Genomic DNA, 12,326 nt, shown 5'->3' on the forward strand with positions numbered 1-12,326 from the left:
AACTAGCCTTCCCTGAATGCCCGCTGGGCATGATCTCCAATAGGCTTGAGTAAATAAGACAACACCGTTCTGTCGCCCGTTTTTATAAGCGACTCGACCGGCATGCCCGGCACCAGTGTAAGGCCGGATATCCGCTCGACCTGTTCTTTGGGGATACGAATGCCTGCCCGATAAAACCCCACTCCGGTACGCTGATCCTCGATCAGATCCGCCGACAGCCGCACCACAGTGCCGGTCAGTTCTGGGGTGGTGCTGCGGTTGAACGCGCTCAAGCGCAAGGTCGCGGATTGCCCGACAGTTAATTGATCAATGTCCTGCGCACTGATCTTCGCCTCCACCAACAATTCATCGTCTGCCGGCACGATCTGCATGAGCCCTTCGGCCGGTGAGATGACGCCACCGACGGTATGTACCGCCAATTGCTGCACGCGCCCGGCGATAGGCGCGGTGATGTCGATGCGTTTGAGTTGGTCGCTGGCAGTGATTTCCCGCTCGATCAGTTCGCCCTGGCGGGCCAGCAGATCGCGCAGTTCCTGGGACACTTCACTGCGGAAAGTCTGATCGACCTGGAGTCGTTGCAACTCGGTTTCGGCGATCTTGCCCCGCGCCTCGGCGATGGAGGCCATCAATTGACCGCGTTCGCCGCGCAGCCGGGCAATCCCCCGAGCCAGGGCATTGACCCGGTCAAGGGTCATCATGCCTTTGTCGAACAGCGTCTTGACCGCCTGATATTCCGAGTCGATAAGCTCGATTTCTTCCAGCTTGGTTTTCTGCTGGATGTCATGGCCGGCAATGGTTTCGTTGAGTTGCTGAACGCGCTCGCGAAGCTGTTTTTTCTGGCCTTCACGGGACGCTCGACGGTCGAAGAACAATTGCTGCTCGATAGCCATGACCGCCTTGGCCTCTTCCAGGCTCATGCGGGTCAACAACTCTTTGGGTATTGCGACTTCGCCGGCATTGTCGCGCTCGGCCTCCAGGCGAGCCAGTCGAGCCCAGGCCTGGTTCAATGATTTACTGACGATGGCCTGGCTGGCGGCGGGCAGTGTGGCATCGAGGCGCAACAGCACGTCTCCGGCGGCGACGGCCTGTCCCTCCTTGACCAGCAATTCGGCGACGATGCCACCGGTAGGATGCTGGACGGTCTTGACGCTGCCCTCCACCGCTACCACACCGGTGGCAATGACTGCGCCGGACAGATTGGTGAATACCGCCCAGGTCAGCCCTCCGCCGAGCAGCACCAGCAACGAGATAGCGCCCCAACGCAGATGACGGGACAAGGAATCGGTCAGAGTGACTTCTTGATCGGTATGCATCAGTTCGACGCTCCCAGTTCCACAACATTGCTGGAGGGCCGGGGAGGCGCTGCGGGAGGGCGCTTAAGGACGACATCCCTCGGGCCGTAAGCGGCCTGCACGCCCTGTTCGAGGATCAGCACCTGATCGATCACCGACAGGATATTGGTGCGGTGGGCAATCACTATCACGATTGCACCCCGGGCCTTGAGCGCCAGGATGGCCTTGGCCAGCGCCTGCTCGCCTTCGGCATCGAGGTTTGAATTCGGCTCGTCCAACACCACCAGGAACGGATCACCAAACAGCGCCCTGGCCAGCGCCACCCGTTGCCGTTGGCCTGCCGAGAGGTTGACCCCGCCCTCGCCCACTTGGGTTTCATAGCCCTGGGGCAATTGCAGGATCAGCTCATGCACGCCGGCCAATTGCGCAGCGCTGACAATTGCGCTGTCCTGTGCAGCAGGGTCCAACCGGGCGATGTTCTGGGCGACGGTTCCAGTGAACAGACCGACGCTTTGAGGCACGTAGCCGATCAACTTGCCTCGCGCCTGTTCGGTCAGCAGATCGAGCGGCGCACCATCGAGCCGCACATGCCCGCGGGCCGGCGTCCAGGCGTTGACCAGCACGCGCGCCAGTGATGACTTGCCCGATGCGCTCGGCCCTACCACGCCTACGGCGGTGCCCGCGGCGACCATGAAGTTGATATTTTGCAAAGTCAGGCGCTGCGCGCCGGGCGGCGCCGCAAAAACGTTTTCGACCTGCAAACTGCGATGAGCAGCGGGTAGCTCGGTTTTGCTCTGGACATCAGGGAACAGGGCGAACACTTCCACCAGCTTCTTCCAGGCAATCTGGGCACCCAACAGGCTGCGCCACGTGGCAATCACTTGCTCAGCCGGTGCCAGGGTCCGCGCCACGATGATCGACGCCGCGATCATAGTGCCACCGCTCAAGTCACCTTTGATCACCAGCCATGCCCCCAGGGCTAGGGCGGCCGACTGCACGATCTGGCGCAAGGTCTTGGAGATACCACCGTAAAAACCGCCGATGTCGATCGAGCGTCGCTGCAGGGTGATGAAGGTACCGTGGCTCTTCTGCCAGATATTCGACGTGTTGGCCAACATGCCCATGGCCATCAGCGCTTCGGCGTTCTGGTGAGCTTGCTGACCGAGGTGGTTGCGCTTGTTCAACGCATCGACCGAAGCCTGCATCAGCTTGCGGGTCTGGCGGTCGGTGATCAGGGTCAGGCCGATAAGGATGACCATCAGGCCGACGGTCAAAAGGCCAAACAGCGGATGGATATAAAAGCAGACGGCGAGATAGACCGGCATCCAGGGCAAATCGAAAAAAGCCACCAGGCCCGGTCCGCCAATAAAACCGCGAATCTGGTCCAGCTCCTGGGCCGGTTTCAAGGCGTCGCCGGTAATGGGTGTCTTCAGTGATGCGCCGGCGATGACTTTGAAGACCTTGGATGACAGCGCCAGGTCCAGCGAGGAGGCAATGCGCACCATGACCCGTGAACGAATAATATCCAGCAGCCCCGAAAGCGCATAAACCCCTAGCGCCAGCAGCCCCAGGGCGACCAGGGTCGGGACGCTCTGGCTGGGAATGACGCGGTCGTAGACCTCCAGCATGAACACCGGGCCGATCAATGCCAGAATATTGATCACCCCAGAGAACAGCGCGGCGCCAATCAGCCCGCGGCGCAACAGCGATTTTAATGAAGGCGCAACAACAGGCGCACTGACAGCGTTGTCGGTTTTCAACTGTATCCATCCCTTGGTTTCAGAACATCCGTGTCGCCAGTCAATACTGACTTGATGACAGAATTCGTATGGAAACTTGACGCTCAATAAGCGATTTACGTTGGGCTGCAAGTTCCGCACCAGACACTCTGCCTACGGCCGGACCTACATCCGCAAGGTGTGCCCATCCTAGGGGCACATAAAAACGCCTCTGGTTCAATGAGACTCAGAGGCGTTTTCTGTAGCACTCCTTTTGCCCGGGCTCCCCGGGACAAGGCGCAGCGCAGTGTTATGCAGGAATCGTAAAGACATCCCCATTGGAGGTTTGGAATTGCTCGATGGTGTTGGAACCTGCGTACCAATCTTGCAGCTTCACGCCCGTCTCCGACAGAGACTGGCCTAAATGGTAGTTGGAGGTATTGAAGATATAGGCGTCATTGCCGTTTCGCACGGTCGTTATGGTATCCATAGATTCCATGCTCTTAAGCAGAACCCGGTCAAATCCTCCTGTACCATCATCCTTGATCGTGACTTGGCCGTAGGTATCTATGACGTAGGTATCATCATCCTGACCTCCATTTAGGAACCCCCGACCACCTTCGGCGACAGTCAAAGTGTCATTGCCTGCCCCGCCCAATAAGCGGAAACCATCCCCTTTGCCCAACAGAGTATCGTTACCGACCCCACCATCAGCGGTGCCGCTGAACACCAAAATACCATCGTTGCCAACTTCGCCGTAAGCCACTGCTCCGGTGTCCAGGCTGGCCGTGGTGATCGAATCATTGCCGAGGCCACCATAGAGCTGATCGGCCTGGGTAACGTCGGTAGAGCTACCGAGAAGCATCGGACCTGTAGCCGTGTACAAGCCGCCATAAATGTAATCGTCCCCATCGCCCCCATAAATGGTGTCGCCGCCCAACCCACCCTCCAACCAGTTAGCCTGGCCGTCTCCAGTCATGGAGTCATTGAACTGGCTGCCTATGACCCGCTCGATGTTAGTCAGCACATCACCCTGGGCGTCGCCTCCTTGGTGAACACCCGTATGAAGGTTGATATCCACAGCGGCGGCACTGTTGACATACCAAACCTGGTCCACGCCATCGCGGCCATCAATGACATCGGCACCCGCACCGCCGATAAAAATGTCGGCTTTAGCAGAACCCAACAGCGTGTCATTGAAGCTAGAACCCTGATATATCTCGATCGCGGTAAACGTATCACCCGCAGCATCACCTGCGTTCACATTCGTTGTCAGGTCGATGGTCACCGCGCTCGTGGATTGTTCATAGCTGGCCAAGTCTGTACCCAGCGCTCCATCGAGTCCCATCGCTTGTGAGCCGCCGATGAAGGTGTCGGCAGCACCTGTGCCACGAATGACTTCAATGTCGGTGAAAGTATCGCCTGCTGCGATACCAGAATGGACACCAGTCTTGAGATTGATGTTCACGGCCACTTTACTGTCGATATAACCGACCACATCAAGCCCCGCACCGCCGAAGAACTGATCAGCGCCGTCACCACCAAACAAAACATCGTTGCCTGCACCGCCATTAATGATGTTGTCACCGGCGTTGCCGTAACCGGTAAAAGAGCCCGTGCCCGTGTACACCATTTTTTCGACGAATATGTCCATGGTGGTCGTTGCGGCGCTGGTGCGCAGTTCGTCGAAACCGCCGTTGTCCTGTTCGATGATCTTCACACCGGTTGTAGCAACGTTGTAGATATCGTTACCGGAGCCGCCTTCAAAGGTCACGTTACCAATCGCGCTGGTGAAAGTGTCATCGAAAGCCGTCCCGATGACCTTTTCCACCGCCGATAACGTGTCGCCCTCTGCGTCACCACCGATGCCAGCCCTGCCCCCACCGTTGCGGATATCTATGTCAATGGCGGCAGAAGAAGCAGAATAATCCATGGTGTCGACACCTGCCCCACCATCAAAACCGATGGCCCGGTCATCAGCCACCACGGTATCAGCAGCACCTGTGCCACGAATGACTTCAATGTCGGTGAAAGTATCGCCTGCTGCGATACCAGAATGGACACCAGTTTTGAGATTGATGTTCACGGCCACTTTACTGTCGATATAACCGACCACATCAAGCCCCGCACCGCCGAAGAACTGATCAGCGCCGTCACCACCAAACAAAACGTCGTTGCCTGCACCGCCAATAATGATGTTGTCACCGGCGTTGCCGTAACCGGTAAAAGAGCCCGTGCCCGTGTACACCATTTTTTCGACGAACACGTCCATGGTGGTCGTTGCGGCTCTGGTGCGCAGTTCGTCGAAACCGCCGTTGTCCTGTTCGATGATCTTCACACCGGTTGTAGCAACGTTGTAGATATCGTTACCGGAGCCGCCTTCAAAGGTCACGTTACCAATCGCGCTGGTGAAAGTGTCATCGAAAGCCGTCCCGATGACCTTTTCCACCGCCGATAACGTGTCGCCCTCTGCGTCACCACCGATGCCAGCCCTGCCCACACCGTTGCGGATATCTATGTCAATGGCGGCAGAAGAAGCAGAATAATCCACGGTGTCGACACCTGCCCCACCATCAAAACCGATGGCCCGGTCATCAGCCACCACGGTATCAGCAGCACCTGTGCCACGAATGACTTCAATGTCGGTGAAAGTATCGCCTGCTGCGATACCAGAATGGACACCAGTTTTGAGATTGATGTTCACGGCCACTTTACTGTCGATATAACCGACCACATCAAGCCCCGCACCGCCGAAGAACTGATCAGCGCCGTCACCACCAAACAAAACGTCGTTGCCTGCACCGCCAATAATGATGTTGTCACCGGCGTTGCCGTAACCGGTAAAAGAGCCCGTGCCCGTGTACACCATTTTTTCGACGAACACGTCCATGGTGGTCGTTGCGGCTATGGTGCGCAGTTCGTCGAAACCGCCGTTGTCCTGTTCGATGATCTTCACACCGGTTGTAGCAACGTTGTAGATATCGTTACCGGAGCCGCCTTCAAAGGTCACGTTACCAATCGCGCTGGTGAAAGTGTCATCGAAAGCCGTCCCGATGACCTTTTCCACCGCCGATAACGTGTCGCCCTCTGCGTCACCACCGATGCCAGCCCTGCCCACACCGTTGCGGATATCTATGTCAATGGCGGCAGAAGAAGCAGAATAATCCATGGTGTCGACACCTGCCCCACCATCAAAACCGATGGCCCGGTCATCAGCCACCACGGTATCAGCAGCACCTGTGCCACGAATGACTTCAATGTCGGTGAAAGTATCGCCTGCTGCGATACCAGAATGGACACCAGTTTTGAGATTGATGTTCACGGCCACTTTACTGTCGATATAACCGACCACATCAAGCCCCGCACCGCCGAAGAACTGATCAGCGCCGTCACCACCAAACAAAACGTCGTTGCCTGCACCGCCAATAATGATGTTGTCACCGGCGTTGCCGTAACCGGTAAAAGAGCCCGTGCCCGTGTACACCATTTTTTCGACGAACACGTCCATGGTGGTCGTTGCGGCTCTGGTGCGCAGTTCGTCGAAACCGCCGTTGTCCTGTTCGATGATCTTCACACCGGTTGTAGCAACGTTGTAGATATCGTTACCGGAGCCGCCTTCAAAGGTCACGTTACCAATCGCGCTGGTGAAAGTGTCATCGAAAGCCGTCCCGATGACCTTTTCCACCGCCGATAACGTGTCGCCTTCTGCGTCGCCACCGATGCCAGCCCTGCCGACACCGTTGCGAATATCGATGTTAATAGCAGCCGTCGACGCTGAATAATCCGCCGTATCGACTCCTGTCCCCCCATCCAGTTTGTCCGCCCCAGCACTGCTCAAGAGAACATCATTCGAACCTAAACCATAAATTTCATCATCGCCGCTGGTTCCGGCCAGCGTATCTACGCCGCTTGTTCCATTAATCACTGCCATTTGCCTCTTCCTTGCTCCGTTTAGAAAGCGGGTGCCGTCCAAGCGACAGTTCAGCGCCACTTGTGATCAAAAAAAGCGTTTACCAGCCTATAAGTTTGGCAATTCAGGTAAGAACACAAAGGCTACTGAAGTCGCCTTTTGCCCGGGTCAATCCGGCAACCACCCCCACAACCAATGCTGCAGGTTTTTGCCGCTGAGCATGTAGTCGCGCAATACCGCTTCGCGCAGTTCGTCACCCATGCGGTAGCTGGCGTCCGGATCGGCCAGGTGCATGCGGATTGCCGCGATCCATTCCTCGGTGCTGTTGCTGCGCACTTTGGTGCAAGGCAGAAAACCGTCGTAGGCCTTGGTGTCGGTGCAGATGACCGGATAGCCACACGCTCCGTATTCCAGCAAGCGCAGATTGCTCTTGCAATCGTTGAAGATATGGAACTCCAGCGGGGCCAGGGCCAGGTCAAGGTTCAAGCTGGCCAGCTTGAATGGATAGGTACTCAGGGCGACCGAGCCGTGGAACTCATGGATGTATGGCCGCAGCGCATCCGGGCACATGCCGAAGAATACCCACTCCACTTCATTTGCCAGCTCGCGAACCACGTCTGCAATGATTTCCAGGTCGCCACTGTGGCTGGTCCCTCCCCCCCAGCCCACCCGAGGCTTGGAGGAGGCGCCACGCCGGCTGGTCAGCTTCGCCCACGGCTCGGGCGGCAACATATTGGGTACGATGCGGATTTCATTGTGCATGCTGGACAAGGCATCCGCGAGCGAAGGTGTCGTCACCACCACGCGATCACACAATCCTATTCCTTCGCGCAGCATCTGTTCAATGTTGGCCGGCTTGTTGCGCGCATGCGTGTTTTTCTTGGGCGCCTGGACGACGTAATCGTCGAGTTCGAAAATCCGCAACGCACCGGAATATTTCTTCATTCTGAGAATATCGCCGGCGGCCCCTTCGCTGTAGCGCCCCTGCAATACGATCGTGTCCGGCGACAGACGCTCGATCTCAACGGTGGAAGGCGACTCGTAGGCGACCCGGGCGATTACCCGCCCCGCGGCCTCCAATTCGGCCAACGGGGCCGTAACACGATAATGACCGACTGCGGTGGCGTTGACCGGCAAGCCAAGTATCAATGGCAGGGCGCGGGTGCAGAACGGGTTCCAATTGTTGCGCAACGAAGGTTCCAGGCTGAAGCTGGACGCCCCGAGGCTCAGCGCAGGGTTGTAGCCCGGATCCCGGGCGATCTGCGGCAGCCATTTGCGAAAGAAAACTTCGCGCTCGCGTTCTACCAACGTGTTTTCTTCTGGCTGGGCTGCGGTCGATTGAGGGTGATTTTTAATGACCGTGGCGTAAGGCGTCCAGACCACCAGATAGCCGTTTTTGCCTGCGCGCAGGCACAGGTCGACATCGCTGAGGCCGAAGGTGAAAGACGCATCGTCCAGGCAGCCGAGCTCATCGAAAACCTGCTTGCGCACCATCAGACAGTCACTGCTGACTGAACTCCAGTTCTGGGTCGTATGCAAACGTTGCATGTAGCCGCGCGAAGCCGCTGGCTCCCCGTAGAACGGCGTGCCCACAGGCCCAGCCAACCCGAGAATCTGCCCCCCGGCAACAATCGTGCCTTGAGGACTGAGAATCCTCGCACCGACCACCGCCACCTCAGGACGCTGGGCATGATTGACCATCTCGTCCAGCCAGTCACTTTCGCAAACAGCCAGGTGCGGACTCAGCAATAGAAGGTACTCGCCCCGGGCCTGAGCAGCGGCGAAATTACACACCGCTGCATCATTTCCCTCACCGACATGACGCAGTACCCGCAACATGCTAGCGCCCAGCAGCGACATGTTCTCAAGCCAATCAAGCATGGCCGGATCCCGGACGCCGCTGTCCACGATCAGGATTTCATAGTGGGTGTAAGCCGTGCGTTCGATCAGGCTCTCGGCGCAACGCTGCAAGGCTGCAAGCGAGTCACCGGTACGCAGGATAATCGATACCAGCGGGCGTCCACCGTGTCGATAGTTGATGCGGTTGATCAACGGCAATGTGTCCGGAGAAATCTGATGATCGATGCCGATACGATTCAGATGTGCGCCAACCAATCGGGCATTGCCCTCGATGACCTCGGGCAGCGATAACCATTGAGCGAAGCTCAGGACCGACTCGACCTGGATTTCCGCGATGTGTTCTATGGTCTGAGGGCCAGCCTCTTCCACCAGGCGCCAGAGCAGATCATGGGGCGCCAGTTCACCGTGATCCGGTTCAAAACCACCAAGGGCCATGAATCGTTCACGCTCGAAAGCCAGGGTCCGACCCACATAGGGATAGGCGCGCATCAGGTCCAGGTTGAAATCCGGCTTGAACACCGGTTCGAAGGACTCGCCGTCCACCAACGCGCCTTCATCACTGTAGACGCATAGGATGCCCTGTTTCCCGGCGACGCGCTCGGCCAGGATCAGCAACGCCGACTCGCGCAGCACGTCGCCCGCTCGCAGCACGTAGAACCAGTGCGCACCTTCCAGCTGTGGAACGATGGCATTGAACTGGCTCGGCCAATCGGCCTGATAAGGCAGTTGCAGCACTCGCCCGTCCACTTCGCAATGGGCATCGGAAAGCACTACCACGGCCTGTGCTGGATATAACTGGTCCTTGATGCTACGTAACGTCGCCGCAACTGACGGCGCATCGCCGAGAGCGTCGATGATCAAAGGCACGATATTCGGCCGAAACGGCCAACTGTCCACCCGCGCGGGCATGACGCGTCGCTCCACCTCACTGAACCGACGCACGGCCAGCCATTCGCGATAGAAGTCCGCATAACTCTCACTTTGCGCGCCCACTCGACCATTGACGACGGTATTGCGGTTGCCCAATACGCGGGTTACGCAGAGCTCCTGCCACGCATGAGGCTGTTCAGTGATCTTATTCAAATCGATGCAGCGCACCCAACCCGAGGCCGGAGCCGCTTCACCACTGCGCGCAACCAGCATCTGCGCCAGCCATTCCCACTCTGTTTTTGCGGCCTTGAGCATCTCCGGGGTCTTGCTCAAACGCTCCGGGTACAGACGTTCGACACTCAACACGGTGTTCAAGGCAATTAGATTGCCGCGGCGCATCAGGCAGACAAACAAGGCAAAATCGAGCACCGCGACAAAACCAGCACCGTCCTGGATCAACGCAGGCAACAATTCCAGCACATCGGCGCGACGCATCAGGGCCGAACTGAAATTGCCGATGAAATTGGTTGGCGTGCTCTCGAAAATCGCCAGCATGTCGTCGCCCTTGAGCAAAGCGTCGTTTGGCGAGAAACGGCAATTGTCCACGCGGGGTGGCAGGATGAAGTTACCTGCGTCACACAACAATCGAAGCGCGAACACAACGCTCACGTCAGCATGGTCCACCAACGCCTGAGCCTGCATCGCAATGCTCGGCGCAAACAGTCGATCGTCATCGCACAACACCTTGATGAACTCGCCCTGCGCCTCTTCGACACAGCGCAACAGGTTGCCCTGAAGCCCCAGCCGTTGTGAGTTTTTCAGATAACGGACCGGATGGGCCGGTTCTGTGAAGGATGTGACGATATGGCGGATTTCATCGCCAGGCGAATCGTCGCAAACGATGATCTCAATGTTTTCGTAAGTCTGCGCCAAGGCGCTGAGCAGTGCCTGGTCGAAGAACCGAGGGTTGTACGCGGGGATGACGATGCTTACAAGCGGAAGTGAATTCACGGTTAAAACTCTCGAGCGGCGGGCTCCGGCCTTTTCAGGCCGGAGCCCCGAAACCGCTTAAAAAAGACGGTTGGCGGCTCGGTCGATACCGGCTCAGATCTTGTTGAACAGACCCAACTGCGCGATTTTGCTGAAGGCCAGTTGCGAGGCTTGCAGCATGGTGCTTTGCATCGTCAGGCGGATCAATACTTCGGCTGAGTCGGAATCACGAATCGACGATTGGGTCTGGCTGTTGGCCAGGACCAGACTCTGGTTGGTGCCGCTTTGGGTATCCAGCGACTGACCCCGACCGCCGACCGAACTCCGGGCACTGGAGAGTTGATCGGTGCCGCTCGCCAGGTTACCGATACCGGAAGCCAACGAAGCCTGAAGTTTCTGTACCTCGAGAGGGTCACCATTGGTAGGGGTGTTCAACGCCTTCTTCAACTGGCTCACGGTGTCCAGGATATTCTGGGTTTCGTGGGTGTTGATTGCGACGCTGAACTGATCGTCCGCGGCGGGCGCGCCGTTCAAGGTGAAGCTGACGCCCGAAGCTGTTGCCACGTTACCGGCGAGGGTACCGCTGGAAACCGGCCGGCTGTCAGCGGTCAGCGGCGCGGCATAAAGTTCGAAATCGGTAGCGCTGGTGAACTTCAGCACTGCCGAACCGGTAGGGAAACTGGCGTGGTACGCCACCGGGTCGGTGATCTCACTGCCGGTGATCTGCACCGCTGTCGGGTTGCCGGGGCTGCGTGTCGGAACAAAGGTGTCCGGCTTGGCAGCCAGCGTGAAGGTGCGCCCTGGCAACACCGTGGCGGGGTCGTCACCCGTTTGCAGATTGATGTTCAGGGTCAGCTCCACGCCACGGAAATTGACTGCCTGACCACTCTTGCTGGCAGGGTCGAAACTGCCGCCCTGGCTGGCTTCCGCCGTCACGTCATTACCGAGCGAGTCGGTGATTTTCAGCTGCGTACCGCTGACGAATTCCACGGTGTACGGCTCGCCGCTGCGAAACTTGCTGTTGTAGCTGACACTGGACGACACCTGGCCGTCGGACAGCACGACACGACCGTCATTGACTGCCGGCGCGGTCATGGTGACCTGGCTGCGGCTGGTATTGACGGCTTGCTGGAACACTTCCCAGCCGGTGCTGTTGGTGGCCATGGACATGGTATCGCCGATCGGCAGGTCGAGGGTGACCTGATCACCGTTATAGCTGTAGGTGCCATCGTCGTTGCGGGTGAACGGGATGGTGTCGCCCTTGGACCCGGCGAATATGTACTTGCCGTTTTCGTCCTTGGAGTTCATCAGGCTCAGCAACTGCTCTTCGATCTGGCCCAGCTCCGAGGCAGTGGCTTGACGGTCAGCATCGGTGTAGCCGGCGTTACCGGCACTCACGGACAGTTCCCTGGCGCGCTGCAGCACGTTACCAATGCTCTCCATGACCGCTTCAGTAGTGCCCAGGGTCGCCCTGATGGTCTTGGTGTTGGTTTCGTACTGGTCGAGCAACGCCGCCTGGGTACCCAACTGCAGCAGACGCGAAGCGCCCACCGGATCATCGGCCGCGGTGTTCACGCGAACCTGGCTTGAGCTCTCTTCCATGGTCTTGAGGACTTTTGCGAAGTTCTTCTGATAGTTCGCAGCCGAGGTGTCATAAAACTGATTGGTGGAAATTCGCATGGGCTA

At 58.0% G+C, this 12,326-nt stretch carries 5 protein-coding genes; all 5 read right to left on the reverse strand.

Features of this window, described 5'->3' with window-relative positions; all coding sequences use genetic code 11:
- Positions 1 to 2: 2 nt before the first annotated feature.
- The 5 genes from J3P86_RS18920 to J3P86_RS18940 all read right to left on the reverse strand — a co-directional run bounded on the left by J3P86_RS18920 (position 3) and on the right by J3P86_RS18940 (position 12,320).
- The gene (locus tag J3P86_RS18920) at positions 3 to 1,313 is read right to left on the reverse strand and encodes an HlyD family type I secretion periplasmic adaptor subunit (RefSeq protein ID WP_434698625.1); all 1,311 of its coding nucleotides are present in this window, start codon (positions 1,311 to 1,313) and stop codon (positions 3 to 5) included.
- On the reverse strand, positions 1,313 to 3,052 hold the full coding sequence (locus J3P86_RS18925; protein WP_434698626.1) for a type I secretion system permease/ATPase: 1,740 nt from the start codon (positions 3,050 to 3,052) through the stop codon (positions 1,313 to 1,315). The genes J3P86_RS18920 and J3P86_RS18925 overlap by 1 nt, the downstream gene beginning before the upstream one ends.
- Positions 3,053 to 3,320: 268 nt before the next feature.
- Complete coding sequence (locus J3P86_RS18930; RefSeq protein ID WP_434698627.1) at positions 3,321 to 6,941, reverse strand: beta strand repeat-containing protein; 3,621 nt, start codon at positions 6,939 to 6,941, stop codon at positions 3,321 to 3,323.
- Positions 6,942 to 7,088: 147 nt separating this feature from the next.
- Positions 7,089 to 10,661: a glycosyltransferase gene (locus J3P86_RS18935; protein WP_434698628.1), complete on the reverse strand. Its 3,573-nt coding sequence runs from the start codon at positions 10,659 to 10,661 to the stop codon at positions 7,089 to 7,091.
- A 93-nt stretch (positions 10,662 to 10,754) separates the two neighbouring features.
- Positions 10,755 to 12,320, reverse strand: coding sequence for a flagellar hook-associated protein 3 (locus J3P86_RS18940; protein ID WP_434698629.1), 1,566 nt, complete (start codon positions 12,318 to 12,320; stop codon positions 10,755 to 10,757).
- Between the last annotated feature and the right edge of the window lie 6 nt (positions 12,321 to 12,326).

Source organism: Pseudomonas sp. D1-1, from assembly GCF_051132225.1.
Lineage (GTDB): Bacteria > Pseudomonadota > Gammaproteobacteria > Pseudomonadales > Pseudomonadaceae > Aquipseudomonas.

Excerpts from the sequence above, each read along its gene's own strand:
- J3P86_RS18920 (WP_434698625.1), bottom strand. The coding sequence starts at position 1,313 with ATGCATACCGATCAAGAAGTCACTCTGACCGATTCCTTGTCCCGTCAT.
- J3P86_RS18930 (WP_434698627.1), bottom strand. The coding sequence starts at position 6,941 with ATGGCAGTGATTAATGGAACAAGCGGCGTAGATACGCTGGCCGGAACC.
- J3P86_RS18940 (WP_434698629.1), bottom strand. The coding sequence starts at position 12,320 with ATGCGAATTTCCACCAATCAGTTTTATGACACCTCGGCTGCGAACTAT.